Source organism: Microcoleus sp. B5-D4 (genome assembly GCF_036705145.1).
Classification (GTDB): domain Bacteria; phylum Cyanobacteriota; class Cyanobacteriia; order Cyanobacteriales; family Microcoleaceae; genus Microcoleus.
On sequence record NZ_JAUBTV010000028.1, the window covers coordinates 1 to 14,024 of the forward strand.

Consider the following 14,024-nt stretch of genomic DNA (forward strand, 5'->3'; position numbering starts at 1 on the left):
AACCTCTTTAAATATACTTAATATTCTTATTATATCATATTAGTTATTTATGTAATTAATTTTGTTTAACTACTTAATTGACGCCATTGTCGCTGTTGGCGTTTTCCTGTAGTTGCCAACAGCGTCAATAACAGATTAAACTGCTGCCTAGTTGATTGGAATGAGAGTTCAAAAACTGTATTTTTTGACGAAGATACAGCCTGCCACATAATAGTACGCAATAAAGTGTAAGCTAATAAGTGTGTCCAAATTTCTTTTCTCACCATCACCGGAGTTTTAGCTGTTAATATCTCCATTTTTAACGTTGTTTTGAGATAGCGTAAATTGACTTCTGCTGCCGACCAACGAAACCCATATAAAGAAGTCAATTTTTCAACAGTGTAGCGTTTGGCATCCACTAATGTTGTCACTATAATGATCCGCTCAGCTCTGAAGCCGCGGCGCTTAATTCGTAAGCATACTTCCCGAACGATGAAACTAGACGGCAAGGCCTCGAATTCCTCATAAGTCATGTGGTTGGGACACTGTTGGGGCTTATTCCAGACGACTTTGTGATCGCCAATTCCCAACTTTTTTCCCCGTCTAAAGTCACTTTTACGGAGATGATTCTTACGGAAAACAGCATCTGCTCCTTGCTGTTTTACTAAAACTAAATCGACATAATTACCATAAGCTTGATCTGCCAATATCACATCGTCGGAGACTAAATTTGCATAAATCAAACGGCTCATCACAATCTCACTCGTCGCCAAAGAAGCTATGCCAGCGGATACCACAGCCCCAGTTAGTAATGAAAAGAGTACCACTATTTTAGCGATGGGAAATCCACACCCAGTTTTTTGATTGCTGTGTTGCGGATACTCAGCTTGATTGGCAGCAGTATCACTCATCAACACAGTTGTGCCGTCTAATACCCGCACCCGTCGTCCACACCATTGTTGTTCTATGGGAACTTGCTTTTCTAGTGCCTCTGCCACTATGGGTACTAACTGTTGGACAAGTCTTTCGGGTAGTCGCTTACGAGCTTTACTGTATGCCCCTGTGTCTGAAGAAGGAGACTTGACTCCGGCCGCACTCAACCACGTACTCATCCGCTTCACGGCTTGACTCAAACTTTTGTCGGGGTCGAGTACCTGGGATATCATCGCCCACAGGGTGACTATGGGTGTGTATATGCTTTGGTAGTACCTGATCTTCTCATTCGCTAGAAGCTCACCTACTAAGGAATCTGGCAGCAGCTTTTCCCAAGGTGAGGCAACGCTCTGCAAAAATTGTTGTTTGAGAATGCACGCACGATTTGGCATAATGGAGAGAGATATTTTGGTTTGTAAGGCAATTATCTATGTATATCTTGCCTTACAGATTTTTTTTGGCTCACTTTTTCAGTGCCATTGCTCCTAAGATAGCTATGCTGCATGAGTCTTCATAGTGTTGATACAGTTTGAGATTTATTGAGATGAAATCTAACAGTTTAAAGGCGAACAGTCACCAGAGCGATCGTAGGAATAAACCAACTTTCCGAACAACTTCCAACCCTTCGCCCGAACAAGTTACGAAGTTATCTAATTGATTTATTGATACGATTGTAAATTCGCACATTTTTGTAAATTTTACGATAAAACTTAATTTATAACTTTAGATAGATTTAACTTAGACTCGGTATAATTAAATATATTAAATGTTGTTGCCGATCGTTAAATTGGCTCGCGAGTAAACTGGAGAATAATTGTTGAATAAAAACTGTACTTACATCCTGTTCTACAAGCCACAATTATTTAAAGGAGAAAACGCATAATATTATGTCCGGTTGCATCGGCATCGCACGGGGTGGCGGGTTTAACTCGAAATAAATCGATTAAATTTACGTACATTTTCTAATGCTCCGCGGGTAGCGATCGAACGATAAAAAGCAAACTGCTTGCTTGTCCTCGACTTGTGAGAACATAAATATGAGATTGTTAGGAACACTGCTTCAAACTCGCTGAAAAATGTTTTTCAAGTTCGCGCACGTCTGGGAGAACACCCTGGTTGGCACCAACAGGAGCAGATGAATTGATGGTCAAAACCCAGATTTCTCACAAGTCTTGAATATCTAACCATGCCCACAACAACGCAGCAAAAGGAGAAATATCATGACAACACTGTTGAGCGAGCCAATTGAAAAGCTAATGCTGGTTCCTATGTGAATTTCATGACCGAAGACGAAGGCGATCGCGTTGCAGCGGTTTACGGAGCTAACTACGATCGCTTGGTACAGATCAAGAAGCGGTACGATCCCGATAACATTTTCCATCTCAACCAGAACATTAAACCCTGAGCTGGCTTTGCTTTTATGGGGCGGCAATCGCGATCGGATTTGCACAAACAATCGATCGGGGAGATCCACGAGGAGAAACAATGGACGGATGACTGCTTATATAACCCATTTGGGATCTCTTTTTGAGTCCAAACATTGTAGTTTTGTAAAAATGTGTCAGCACGACCATTTGATGATGGTGAATCAGAGCTTTGTTAGACTTGCATCATATTGGCGAACATCACAGAGGGTTTTAAGAATGGGATTCTTTCGGTGGTTTGGTTATCGAGAGCAAGAACGGCGTCAAGCGTATCAGAACTGGGCCGCAGAACATCCTGGGTGGACGTATCGTGATGATCGCCATGTTCGCAAGCTGTGGCGCGACTACCAGTTCCTAGCACCGTTGAAACTAGGGATTGGTCGATATGCGTTTGATGTATTTGAGGGACAATGGCGCAACTATATCAGCAAAGCTTTTACGTTTCGCTACGCAGTGCTTAGTCATAACGGTATAGGATCACAGGCTCAAGTACACTATCGCAGTGTAGTTCTGATGCATGCGCGTAGCACTTTGCCGTCCTTATCGATTCGACGTGCGGGACTATTGCACATGATTGGATTGCATCGTAATCCAGTGGGGTCTCAATCCAAAGAATTTGATCAGAAATTCGTTATCCAGACCACAGACCCAAAATTTGCAGGTGGCTTCCTCAATGAGACGATGATGCAGTATTTTTTACAGTCAGATAAAATCGAGCTTGAAGTCAAACAAGATGTTTTGGCACTTCATCAACCTGGTAGGTTACAGGTAGACAGCATTGAACCGTGTTTGGAGTTCCTTTCTGACATTGCAACTCTAGCTGAAGCGGCTAGTGAGATTCAGTACCGTCTAAAACGACTTGAAGAAACCAATCCTACGGCAACAGAGTATGAGCAAATTTCTTATGTCAATGATGCTGTTAAACCAGATATTAAACAACGTATGAGCGCTGCCTTTCGAGCAGGTACTGAAGCAGTGATTGATGAATTTGTTCTAGAGGATAAGCGCCTTAAAGTTGTGAAAGCTGTCATCAAAGGCTGGTTGCAACCAAATGGGTAAACTCCTCAAAAATGCAATACATCAACATTAAATCTCTAACCCATTTAATATCCTTTGTTGGGTTCTCAAGGCTAATATTCTCGATATTTTATGTTTTTTTTAGTTTTTGAACTACAATTTACCCCTCAATTCATAAGTTACTTGAAACGGCTTTCCCTAGCGAAGATGCCAGCTTCGTAACGTGCGTAAACCTGCCAGTAGATGGGGAACTGTCAGCGTCTAACGGTCAGCTCAGAATAGCGTAAGGTCAGTTTCAGTCAGCGATAAAATCAAATGCAACCGCGTCTTCAATGATGGCAAACAAAGCATTTTTAACGTTTTCGTGGTCAGGATGGGGTAAATAGCGATCTCGCGCTTCTGGATTGGCAAAGGTGGTGAGAAAACCGTGTGTGAAGCCTTTATTAAACCCTTCGGGACTGGAATAAGCACCACTAGAACAGTAATCAATTCCAGGAATAGATTGTTTTAATCCTTCCACTTTTTGCAGAACCTCAGCGATCGCAGTGTCGCTCACTTCTGGTTTGAATCTTAGGAGAACCATGTGATGTACTTGAGACATAGTATATGTACCTAGCGTTTGCTTAGTGTGTGCCAAAGTTTAGTCATTGATTCCTCGCAATGCCCAAACCGATCGTTGTCTGATGCAAAACCGAAAATGCTAGTCAACTAAGAGATTATCATCGTTGTCTGACGCAAAACCGAAAATGCTAGTAAACAAAGAGATGATCGATGAATACCACTCACTCCTCGTCCGCTCGTTTGCGAGAAACAATCTACATTCTAGGTTGCGGGAATTGGTTTCCCGTTGGCGAAGCAGCAGTGAAGTGGACAATGCGGGGTGAAAGTAAGAGTGGGAAATCCGTCACCATAGAACATCGTAAATTCAAAGGAGCAACATCATGTCTAAACCAGTAAAAACGCCATAGATATCGCAAATAGAGGTGCTAGCATCCGGTCTGGATAGTCCCCGCAAGTTGAGCTTCGGTCCCGATGGGGCAATGTATGTGACTGAAGCAGGACGAGGGGGAACAGGAGCAAGTATTCCATCTCCAAGTATACCGGGCGCGTTTTTGTCCTATGGCGCAACGAGTGCAATTACCCGAATTCAAAACGGGGTAGTGATAAATATGTAGTGATTAGATATTCATTGGCTCAAAACATAGTTGTAATGATGAATAAAATACCAAATAGCACCAATATGGTTTTCTAACTTTTTAGAAAATGAAAGAGTCTTTCTTACGAGACGAGAAACACGTTGGCGCAAAGTATTATTAAATCTTTCAATGTGATTAGTTTTTCCACTGTCTTTACCAACTGGCTGATGGCGTTTGCTTGGAAAAATACAAGCATAAGCCTGCCAAAAATCTGTATAGCAAACAGCACATTGTCGATATACAGGAGGTAGAGAATTCCATAATTGTTTTGCTCATTTTTCGCTACGAGCGCCAATATAAACACCAATAATTTCTCTGGTTTCTCTATCCATTGCTAACCACACCCATTGCTTATTTTCTTTGCAATCTACAAATGACCACAGTTCATCACCTTCAACATTCAATCTGACTTTTTTTTAGGTTTAACCTTTACTGTGCGTTCGATTGAGGCATATTTATTATTTATGTAATCCTGTAACCATTTTTGAGAAACACTTGTGCTTCTAGCTATACCAGCCAAAGAAATCTTCTCCAAAAGAAGTCGATCTATTAAATCTTTTGTTGGTGAGCTAATTAGTTTGTTGGTCGGATTTTCGACAAATTGGCGACCGCAACTTTGACATTTGTATTTTGGTTTTTTATTATGAATTTTACCATTTTTAACTATGTGATTTGAGCCACAATCAGGGCAGTCTGGTCGTAAAAATAGCATATTACATGACTAAACTAATGTTGGCAGATATCAAGGATTCCCGCAATAGTTACTTATGATACCATAAGTGTAACTAAATCTACATTCGAGCGCGTAAAGAAATATTAAAATCAAAAATTTTGATTGTGTTATTTATAAAATAATCCTATGTATTCAATTACTGTAATTAAACTTCACTACATATTTATTACTACCAAACTGAGAACTACGGATGTTCCACAAAAAGTCAAAGATCGAGCAGAAGTAATTAGATTAAATGCACATGGCTGGTACGTGGAAAAAATAGCTGCTCATTTTAATTGGACTCCACAAACAGTGAGAGAGGTTGGGAGCATATCCCTTTTGCAGTGAGTAATTATACTCATGCAGGTTTTACCTGATTACCAATTAAGCCGTTTAAGTAAGCACAACGATGAGCTAATACTTGTCCCACATGTTCTGATTTCCAACTCGCTCCTGATATTTTAATTCGTCTGCCTATTTGCTTAATCCCTGATTCTACCGCTCCTGAACCAATTGAACAGATGCCATCCCTTGAGCAAACTTCATAGTTAATAATCCTTTCTTTGTGCTTTTCTAAATATTTGCAAAAATTCCCTGCTGATTTTTTCTTGAGCTTTGTAAATAGAGCGATGGCACTCTCTACATTCCCTGTCCACAAGTATGCTTCTGCTTGCTTGAGTCGCTTAATTGAACCGCCTACTTTCTGAAGATTTTCAGTGAGATGATACCAATCGAGAATTTCTCTTCTCTCCTGTTCACAACTGATTTCCTTAAATATATTCCACACTCCATCATGTCCATCACCGTCTGACAAGTTACAGGTTTTGCTAGGGGTTGTTTATTTGCCCAATTAATGATGATATCATTTTGATTGAAACTAGCCAATATACCAGCTTCCGACACAATTGCTTTATAGTCTTTCCATTCAGACTTTTCTCCTTGAGGTGCCCGAGCGTCGTACTTTTCCACCATCTGCACTTAGCTCCGAAATATCTTCGGTTGATATCGGTTCGCTGAAGTCTTGATAATGTACTAATCTTTGTTGTGTTTTAGCCGGAACAGTCACTCCCGTTAGATACTTAATATCTTGGGCGGCATGCTTATAAGCAACATTGGCACTCAGTCTTAAGCAACAGTTTTCTAAATGTGGACTCAACCTACTAGCACTACCGCAGCCTAGTTTATCTGCTTGCTTCTGGGTGATACTTAAATTACCTAGGGTACTTTTTAATGTCTTTATTCTTCCTGCTTTTGTACCGCTAGCTTCTGAGATAAAAAAAATCCGATATGCGGTGTGACATGAGTCAAAACTTGCTCTCTGACTGCGAGTTCAATATCTTCTAATGTCTGCAAGGATTCAGGATTACAATCAGCATACAGGATGGCAGAAAGAGCATCTACATGTGTTTTAATTGCCTGTTGTTGTTCGGGTGTCAGGATTCTATCTCAAGTGGGAAGACATAATAATTATCGCCTATTTTACTGATGATAGCTAAAACCGTGATTCTGGTCTTTGTGGGTATAAATACTCATCGCACAAGTGACACGCTCCCTATCAGTTGGTTGTGGAAGTCGAAGGAGATTGAAGGGAATTGATAGCTATATCACACCGATGTATTGTATCCCACAATGGTTTTAAGCAATAGCGAGATAAATGCGTCCGAAGTAATAAGAGTAAGATGCGAATACTTCTCTTGTTTGCACCGCACCATCTAATGCGGCCGAAATCTTGGAATTGATTTTCGGTCCCAATAAAACCCTGCTATTGCTGTCGATCGTACACTCAAGTTTTCTCGTAAGCAGGTGGTCGATACTCGAATAATTCTTGCTCTGCCGCCGCAAATTTAGACCCATCCCTCCCAGAAGCAGGCCGAGCAAAGGACGCTTTGTTGCGAATCCCCTGGATATCTTCAGAAGAACGCTCAGACGACAGCACAAACTGAGTTCTCTGATAACGCAGATCGGCCAATTCAATTTTACCAGGTCGCCCTTCACAATAAGCTCGCTGGGCACAGCGTTTAACTGCGATCGCAATCTCAGCACTCGTTGCTCCCGCATAATCAGATAGTAGCGAATACCACTGCCTGTCGCTCCAAAGGTTCTCTTTTCCTTCCCCAAATTGCTCTGGGAAATACTTAGCCAAATGCAAATTGAAAATCTCATAGCGAGCGCCGCTGTGTGGCAAATCCACAAACCAGATTCCGCCGTCGTCAAATCTGCGAATAAGTTCAGCCGGCAGCATTTCTAAACGGTTAACAGTAGCTAACATTAACACGGGGCTTTCATGCTCCTGCATCCATGTGAGCAATTTCTGTGACAGCCGCCTAGCTGCACCGCCATCAGCATTTGATTCCCAGCCAGAAAAACCCTTGTCAAAATCGTCAAAAAATAGCACGCAGCCGCCCAAATTATCGGCTGTATCCAGCATTTTGTTGAGAGCGCGATCTGGATTAGAGGAACCTAGAATATTGCCCCAACTTGCTGCTAAAAGCGCATAACCTAGCTTCTTAGCAGCTAGCTTTGCGCTCAAACTTTTGCCAGTCCCCGGCGGCCCCCACAGCAGCATTCCTTTGGGAGGTCTGAGGTGATATTTCTTGGCATCAGCTTCTGACAGCTTTACGACTTCGCTCAAATAAGCGTCTAATAAATCTAAACCGCCAGCATGAGGCACCTCTGGAGAAGCAATGAACTCCAACCCCTGGTCTCGAAGTTGCGATATTTTATGCTCTAATACCAACTCTGCGATATGGACAACTGAAGCAGTCATAGAGAGCGATCGAGCTAACACTAATTCAATTTCAGCAGTTGGCAGCCCTAAACTAGAAACAGCCAGCCGTTTTTTAGCAGCTACCGCATCCGAGCCAAAATCAAGGGAACAATTGCGATCGCAAAAATTATCTACAAGAACTTCGACTTCAAAACGATCGGGTAACGGACATTTGAGTAGAGGAATTAATGGACTTAGCTTTGATGGCAATTGGATGTACTCGCCCAGCAGTACCCAATATTGGTGGGCCCAACGCCCTTTCAGCTCAAAGAATGCGTTAGCCAATTGAGAATAACGGCGGACAAGAGGCTGTTCGGTACTGTCTGATTCCAAAATATCCTCTAACAAAAAGATACCGGGGCAGTCATTTTCCAGCAGAAATTGCAGGACATCACTTTCGACAGATAGCTCAGTTTTGCATAAGACGCATTCACTATTATACATCTGGGAAATATCTGAAACGCTTGTCCTATCTGAATGACAACCTAAATTCGGGAGAGGTTTATCCAAACACCGCACCTGTTGAAGAGTTGCATAGCCTGGATTCCAATAATAAACAGGTAAACAACACTCACTGGCGTACTGATGAAATGATGACAAGATTTTTTGGCGATCGGCACTGTAATATTCAATGGCAACTATGGGAGTTTGAATGACTCTTAACTTAGACCAAGTATTGCAAACGTTCATGAGTTGATACAACTAAATAGACGAGGTTTAATATAATAATTTAACTAAGGTAATTAAAATTTAACTTCCTGCTAATGAGCGAAATACGCCCCTCAACTGGAGGGGGGAATTGTGCCTAACGGCACTCATAAATTGATGTTAAGCAAGTTAAATTGTCAATCATGGTCACAGCTAAAAAACAAACCGCAGCCACTCCTATTCGCTCTCAGTCACCAGTGCCTGCTAAATCTAAACCGTCTGAAAAGCAGAACAGTCAAACAGTCGCCAGTAACAATGGAGCAAAATCAAAACCTCAATCTAACCTCAGCCCGGAGCAACTTGCTGGCGAACTAGTCAAACAGATTCGCAATACAATTCATAAGAAGTACGGTGTGACAATTCAGCGTCGCGATAGCCGTATTTCGACAAAGGTTGGCCACGCAATTCGCGAAAAACTGGGATTGGATATTCAAGCTCAGTTGAATAAGCGCAACGGTAATGGCAATGGTAAAAAGTTCGACTGGCAAGAGTGGAACAATACTGTGTTTCCCAAGCTAGTTGGCCGGCCCGAGGAACTCAAGTATGGTGTCGAAGTTGTTGCCTTAGCGATGAGCCAACTTTACGATACAATTGCTGACAACCCGCAAGCTGCCATTGCCGATTTAATGGAGTTCAATGCTCAAAGCTTAAAGCGTCGCAACGAGTTAGCTAAATCCTCAGAAGAAGATACTGAAGAACTCGATGAGGACGACGAACTCGATGATGAAGATGATGAAATTGATGACATACTCGATGAAATTGATGAGGATGACGAAGACGAGGAAGGCGATGAGGATGAGGAGGAGGATGATGACGATGAGGAGGATGATTTTAGTTTAGACGAAGAGGAAGAATTTGAGGAAGACGACGAATAATTGCTAAAGTTTGATTAGAAAGCTCTGCTGAAAAAGCAGAGCATTTTTTTGCCTCTATCGAGGCCTTTTCCACGAATCGCGATGCTGGGTAATGATTGTCGCCACCGTCCGAATCAGGACGCTCTGGGAAGCATACCCAACAAATTCACAATCAAGGAAATTTTGACCTTGATTGTGAATTGGATTTTACCCACTCACCCACCCACTAAATTTTTTGAATTAATTGTAATTAGCGAACTGTCGTCGCTTTAGTTGTGAAGAAAAAACACGCTTGAGGGTTAATCATGGCTAATCGCAAATCAGCTCCAACTCCGATGCAAAAGCAATTTGCAGAAACTCTTGAAGAACAGCGCTTCGAGATGTTTTTGCACGTTGCCCGCGAGTTAACGGGACGTGCCAAACAACGACAGTTGCAGAAAGGTAAAGCTCTTGACTGGGAAGCGTTCAATACTTGGTTTAACAAGCAATATGAAGGCTACTCGGCTGACGAGATGCTTGAAGAAATCTTGAGCAACGTTTACTGGCTTTCATCTGAGCAAGCAGTGATTGACTTGCACTTCCGTTATATCGAATCGGCAGTCAAAGCTTCTCATAAGAAAAAGGCAACTGACGATAATGAAGAGATTGATGATTTTGTCAAATAATCAATGACGACCCCCGATAAAGGGGATAAAATCCTGCTCCAAGCAGGATTTGTTTTGCCCGCCCACCCACCCCGCCAGTTCCCTTTGCGATATTTGCGATCGCATTCTCAGAAGGCTTTAGTAATGTTTTGATATTAAACGCGAGCGCGTTTGAGAAATGTTCCACTTGCAAATAAATTATAATCATGTACGAACATATTCAGCATTTTCTCACCCTCACAATTGAAACAGTGGTAATTTTTGGTTATGGTGGCTTAATTGTTCACTATATCGCTACGCTGTTAGCATCGAAGCGGATGAATCCTTCTGAAAAACTCTCAGCAGAACTTGCCCCAGATTTTGTGCCTCTTCTCAATGAAATTGCTTCCTTTCCTGCTGTTGCCGAATGTGCAGCAACTCCAGAACCCACAGAAGAACAGCGCCTCACCTCTTCGCTACAATTTAAAGCCGAATTTGCTTCTAATATTCAACTCGATACCGATACATTAAATCTACCTTTCATTCAAGTCGATAGCCTGACTCTTCGACAATGCCGCACCGTTATTCGAGCGCTCAATTCCACTCTCCCACGAAGTGAGCATATTCGCCTGAAACTCAACAAAAAATATGTGCCAGCAAATTCGTTAAAATTTCAAATCAAGAAGCACTTTGACCATCGACCGCAGCAAGTTGTCTCCCTAATTGAGCAAATTTTGAAAGCTAGTTAAAATGGTCGGAGAATCAACGACTAAATTAGTGTTTTTTTTCAAAAAAACTTCTGGTAACGAGTTGATAGAAAGTTTTTTTGAGTGAACCCTCTCTTTCCATATCTGGCGATTAGTTACTTTTTTCACCATTGCCAAAGGGAATCAGACCCCTGCCAATCTGTTCTATCAACTCGTTGAGACTCAATCCCAGTTCAATGGCGATCACACCGCACGAATTTCCTCCATCCTACCGACGTTACCTGGATATAAGCTACATAGCAGCATATCTGCCGGCAGCGAAGATTTTTTGTGCGGTTAATTGCAAGTCGGGAAAGATTGAGGAAATAAGCCGATCGTCATTTTGAAACAACTGTTTTTGATACTCGTCTTCTCGCAGCGTACAAATAGTAACTGTCGGTTGTTTGGGTTTGCCAATATATTCTCTGCCACCAATGCCCAGATAGTCAACAATCCAATACTCAGGCACTCCTAGTATGGCGTAATCTTCAACTTTGCGAGCGTAATCGTTCTGCCAGTTGGTACTAACAACTTCAGCAATCAGTTTAATAGAAGAACCTGATGTAATTACAGGTTCTTGGTGCCATAAAGGTTCATTAATTAGTCGAATTTGGTCTAATACAAGCACATCGGGGCGAAAGGCTGTTGCTGTTCCTAATAGTTTGATGAGACAGCGAGGGGGGATAAGGTAGGGTAGATCCAGGCGGTCAATTTCTACATTCAGTTTTCGTCCCAGAAAACCGGATACTTGTTCGTGCGGCCCTGTTGGTTCCATTTCGGTTAATTCACCATCAATCAGTTCGTAGCAATCGCTGTCGCCGTAGTTAGTAATAAATTCATCAACAGTTATAAGTTTTGGAGGTGATTGAACCATTATATTTTTTCCTGATACATTTATACGGCAAAAAACCGTAATTTTTAACAAGTTTTTACAGATAAAAACCCCGTCATTACTATCAATAAAACTTCTAGTAACGAGTTGATAGAAAGTTTTTTTTATCTAACCTCCCTTTCCATATCTGGCGATTAGTTACTTTTTTCACCATTGCCAAGGGGAATCAGACCCCGGCCAATCTGTTCTATCAACTCGTTGAGACTCAATCCGCGTTCAATGGCGATCGCGCGAATTCCTTCCCATCCTACCGATGTTACCTGAATATTTCTTTGCTTCTTGGGTTCTTCATAGCGGGGTTGTCCCCCAGAGCGGTTGAGGTTGGCTAGTGAGTTGGGATGGGGGTGAATTCCTTTCCTGGGTGACATAGCGTCGATAGCATTTCCTTTTTTTTACTATTTTCGCATTTTCTGGAGGCTTCTCGACGATAACTATGTTAGTGTTGAATAGTTCAAGAAAATTCCTGCCCGCGCTGACTCCCCTACTCCGGTTGCGGTCGAGCGCGGGCGAGCCTTGCATTCAACAAACTCGCCAGGAATGCGTCAAATGCAATCAGAAGCAGACGATCGGGAGCAGCAAGCGTTAATTGTTTTGCCGGGGGGTATTGGAGGGTGTACCTCTTGTGCTGCGAAACAACTGCGAATCGACCCCGAATTTCAATCTCTCATTCCTCCCCTGAGTAAAGACGAAAAAGCCGCCCTGCAAGCGAGCATTCTGGAGGAAGGATGCCGCGATCCGTTAGTAGTCTGGGCCAAGGAAAAGCTTCTCATCGACGGCCACAACAGGTTCGCCATCTGTACCGCGCACGGCATACCATACAAAATTGTAGAGATGTCTTTTGACAGTCGGAATGCAGTCAAGGTCTGGACGATCGCCAACCAACTGGGACGGCGCAGCTTGACGCCAGAATCCGTTAGCTACCTGCGCGGCACCTGGTACGAGCTGACCAAGGAATCTCACGGGGGCAAGCGTTCGGCAAACTGTCAAAATGACAGTTTGACAGACAAAATATCGCCAGATAGAGCAAGCTGTCAAAATGGCAGCTTGACAGACAAAACAATGCCAGATGAGGCAAGCTGTCAAAATGACCACTTGACAGACAAAACAATGCCAGAAGGAGCAAGCTGTCAAAATGGCAGCTTGACAGACAAAACAGCACGAGAGTTAGGAGAACGGTTCAAAGCTTCCCCCAGAACGATTTACCGGGATGCCCAATTTACTCGAGCTGTGGATGCTCTCAGTTTTATTGGAGGGGACGAAGTGAAGTGGAAAATACTGAATCGCTCTGCTGGGCTGACCAAGAAGCAGGTCATCGCTTTGGCAAACGACACTCGCAGCAATCCGGCTCAGGTTGCCAAAACTTTACAGGGGCGCGACAAAAAAGTAAAACCTGAAGGCGAACCTAAGATCGCCCACCACCTGACGCTCAAAATTGGTTCCTTGGTGGAAGTGTACGCGCCCGATCGCCAGGACGTTAACGGTCGGTTGGGGCGCATTCAGTCAGTGGGCGAGAAAACGGCTACCGTGTGGATGCGGCACATCCCTACTCTTGCCATGAATTTGCATACCTTCAAACACTCGGCTCTTACTGCTGTACCGCTCGAAAATCAACCCGGACTTCAAGAAATTTGCGATCGCACTGACCGACTTCACAAATTAGGAAATCTCGATCCGTTTGAAGTAGAAATTCTGAACTTGTTAGAAAGAGCAACGGCTCTTACTCCCACCGAATTGCAGTATTTAGAACACATGGAGAACAGACACAAGCTTGATTGAGTGCCTCACAACTATTTTCCCTTTTGAGAACAGCAATAACTTCGGAAATTTTAGTTGATTCACTTGACAGTTCAAACACAGATTCAATCAATTTTTGTTGAGCTGCTAATTGTCGCAGTGAATAACAAGCGAGCGCTCGCACTCGCTCGGGAGACTTGCTAGCATTTTTAGCAGCAAACGGCCCCCAGAAAGCACTCAGCACAATCTTAATCTGTTCCGATATTGGGTATGTTTGACTCAAACAGTAATCCCAAACCATCTTATCGAATGGGTCGTCTAGTGCAACTAAAACACCCGATATTTGCGACTGCACTTGCTTCTGATTTTGGTCAGGTAACGGCTGATTGTTCAAATTGGCAATCATAGATTTCTCCTGTTAAGCTAACTTATTTAC

The 14,024-nt window shown here is 42.8% G+C and carries 13 protein-coding genes and 3 pseudogenes; 8 read left to right on the forward strand and 8 right to left on the reverse strand.

The genetic code is table 11. From position 1 onward, the window contains the following. Positions 1-65 precede the first annotated feature (65 nt). Positions 66-1,304: an IS4 family transposase gene (locus tag QUB10_RS15120; protein ID WP_445300812.1), complete on the reverse strand. Its 1,239-nt coding sequence runs from the start codon at positions 1,302-1,304 to the stop codon at positions 66-68. An 878-nt stretch (positions 1,305-2,182) separates the two neighbouring features. On the opposite strand from QUB10_RS15120, the gene QUB10_RS15125 reads away from it, so the two are divergent. Together QUB10_RS15125 and QUB10_RS15130 are read left to right on the forward strand one after the other, a co-directional pair. Next, the gene (locus QUB10_RS15125) at positions 2,183-2,317 is read left to right on the forward strand and encodes a BBE domain-containing protein (RefSeq protein WP_333203309.1); all 135 of its coding nucleotides are present in this window, start codon (positions 2,183-2,185) and stop codon (positions 2,315-2,317) included. A 238-nt stretch (positions 2,318-2,555) separates the two neighbouring features. Next, positions 2,556-3,395, forward strand: a complete 840-nt coding sequence (locus QUB10_RS15130; protein ID WP_333203311.1) for a hypothetical protein — start codon at positions 2,556-2,558, stop codon at positions 3,393-3,395. A 253-nt stretch (positions 3,396-3,648) separates the two neighbouring features. Here the strand turns inward: QUB10_RS15130 and QUB10_RS15135 are convergent, their stop codons facing one another. Beyond that, a complete protein-coding gene (locus QUB10_RS15135) occupies positions 3,649-3,954 on the reverse strand; it encodes a Dabb family protein (protein ID WP_333203313.1) in 306 nt (101 codons plus the stop codon). A 170-nt stretch (positions 3,955-4,124) separates the two neighbouring features. Here QUB10_RS15135 and QUB10_RS15140 point away from each other — a divergent pair, with 170 nt between their 5' ends. Beyond that, positions 4,125-4,310 carry a hypothetical protein gene (locus QUB10_RS15140; RefSeq protein WP_333203315.1) on the forward strand — a complete coding sequence of 62 codons (186 nt, stop codon included), beginning with the start codon at positions 4,125-4,127 and terminating at the stop codon, positions 4,308-4,310. Positions 4,311-4,539: 229 nt separating this feature from the next. Here QUB10_RS15140 and QUB10_RS15145 read toward each other — a convergent pair. Further along, positions 4,540-5,261 (reverse strand): annotated as a pseudogene (locus QUB10_RS15145) (IS1 family transposase). A gap of 147 nt (positions 5,262-5,408) precedes the next feature. Here QUB10_RS15145 and QUB10_RS34245 point away from each other — a divergent pair. Continuing rightward, positions 5,409-5,585 (forward strand): annotated as a pseudogene (locus QUB10_RS34245) (helix-turn-helix domain-containing protein); the annotation flags it as partial. Positions 5,586-5,622: 37 nt separating this feature from the next. On the opposite strand, the pseudogene QUB10_RS15155 reads toward QUB10_RS34245, so the two are convergent. Next, a pseudogene (locus QUB10_RS15155) lies at positions 5,623-6,701 on the reverse strand (ISKra4 family transposase). Between the two features lie 346 nt (positions 6,702-7,047). Continuing rightward, positions 7,048-8,721 carry an AAA family ATPase gene (locus tag QUB10_RS15160; RefSeq protein ID WP_333203317.1) on the reverse strand — a complete coding sequence of 558 codons (1,674 nt, stop codon included), beginning with the start codon at positions 8,719-8,721 and terminating at the stop codon, positions 7,048-7,050. A gap of 161 nt (positions 8,722-8,882) precedes the next feature. Here QUB10_RS15160 and QUB10_RS15165 point away from each other — a divergent pair, with 161 nt between their 5' ends. The 3 genes from QUB10_RS15165 (at position 8,883) to QUB10_RS15175 (ending at position 10,965) form a co-directional block, all read left to right on the forward strand. Next, positions 8,883-9,614 (forward strand): hypothetical protein, encoded by a 732-nt coding sequence (locus QUB10_RS15165; RefSeq protein WP_333203319.1) that lies wholly within the window; start codon positions 8,883-8,885, stop codon positions 9,612-9,614. Positions 9,615-9,898: 284 nt separating this feature from the next. Beyond that, positions 9,899-10,258, forward strand: coding sequence for a hypothetical protein (locus tag QUB10_RS15170; protein WP_015179737.1), 360 nt, complete (start codon positions 9,899-9,901; stop codon positions 10,256-10,258). A gap of 185 nt (positions 10,259-10,443) precedes the next feature. Then, entirely contained in the window at positions 10,444-10,965 is a 522-nt protein-coding gene (locus QUB10_RS15175; RefSeq protein ID WP_333203320.1) for a hypothetical protein, read from the forward strand. A gap of 250 nt (positions 10,966-11,215) precedes the next feature. Here QUB10_RS15175 and QUB10_RS15180 read toward each other — a convergent pair whose 3' ends face one another. Together QUB10_RS15180 and QUB10_RS15185 are read right to left on the reverse strand one after the other, a co-directional pair. After that, positions 11,216-11,836: a Uma2 family endonuclease gene (locus QUB10_RS15180; protein WP_333118511.1), complete on the reverse strand. Its 621-nt coding sequence runs from the start codon at positions 11,834-11,836 to the stop codon at positions 11,216-11,218. Between the two features lie 152 nt (positions 11,837-11,988). Beyond that, positions 11,989-12,222, reverse strand: a complete 234-nt coding sequence (locus QUB10_RS15185) for a hypothetical protein (RefSeq protein WP_194012320.1) — start codon at positions 12,220-12,222, stop codon at positions 11,989-11,991. A 178-nt stretch (positions 12,223-12,400) separates the two neighbouring features. Here QUB10_RS15185 and QUB10_RS15190 point away from each other — a divergent pair, with 178 nt between their 5' ends. Beyond that, positions 12,401-13,630: a hypothetical protein gene (locus QUB10_RS15190; RefSeq protein ID WP_333203323.1), complete on the forward strand. Its 1,230-nt coding sequence runs from the start codon at positions 12,401-12,403 to the stop codon at positions 13,628-13,630. On the opposite strand, the gene QUB10_RS15195 is transcribed toward QUB10_RS15190, so the two are convergent. Beyond that, positions 13,572-13,994, reverse strand: a complete 423-nt coding sequence (locus QUB10_RS15195; RefSeq protein WP_333083890.1) for a hypothetical protein — start codon at positions 13,992-13,994, stop codon at positions 13,572-13,574. The two genes, QUB10_RS15190 and QUB10_RS15195, sit on opposite strands and share 59 nt — an antisense overlap. Positions 13,995-14,024: the final 30 nt, after the last annotated feature.

Bases quoted from the DNA above. Each gene is read 5' to 3' on its own strand.
- QUB10_RS15195 (WP_333083890.1), bottom strand. From the start codon at position 13,994: ATGATTGCCAATTTGAACAATCAGCCGTTACCTGACCAAAATCAGAAG.
- QUB10_RS15120 (WP_445300812.1), bottom strand. From the start codon at position 1,304: ATGCCAAATCGTGCGTGCATTCTCAAACAACAATTTTTGCAGAGCGTT.
- QUB10_RS15190 (WP_333203323.1), top strand. From the start codon at position 12,401: ATGCAATCAGAAGCAGACGATCGGGAGCAGCAAGCGTTAATTGTTTTG.
- QUB10_RS15160 (WP_333203317.1), bottom strand. From the start codon at position 8,721: ATGAACGTTTGCAATACTTGGTCTAAGTTAAGAGTCATTCAAACTCCC.
- QUB10_RS15130 (WP_333203311.1), top strand. From the start codon at position 2,556: ATGGGATTCTTTCGGTGGTTTGGTTATCGAGAGCAAGAACGGCGTCAA.
- QUB10_RS15140 (WP_333203315.1), top strand. From the start codon at position 4,125: ATGAATACCACTCACTCCTCGTCCGCTCGTTTGCGAGAAACAATCTAC.
- QUB10_RS15185 (WP_194012320.1), bottom strand. From the start codon at position 12,222: ATGTCACCCAGGAAAGGAATTCACCCCCATCCCAACTCACTAGCCAAC.
- QUB10_RS15135 (WP_333203313.1), bottom strand. From the start codon at position 3,954: ATGTCTCAAGTACATCACATGGTTCTCCTAAGATTCAAACCAGAAGTG.
- QUB10_RS15170 (WP_015179737.1), top strand. From the start codon at position 9,899: ATGGCTAATCGCAAATCAGCTCCAACTCCGATGCAAAAGCAATTTGCA.
- QUB10_RS15175 (WP_333203320.1), top strand. From the start codon at position 10,444: ATGTACGAACATATTCAGCATTTTCTCACCCTCACAATTGAAACAGTG.
- QUB10_RS15180 (WP_333118511.1), bottom strand. From the start codon at position 11,836: ATGGTTCAATCACCTCCAAAACTTATAACTGTTGATGAATTTATTACT.
- QUB10_RS15165 (WP_333203319.1), top strand. From the start codon at position 8,883: ATGGTCACAGCTAAAAAACAAACCGCAGCCACTCCTATTCGCTCTCAG.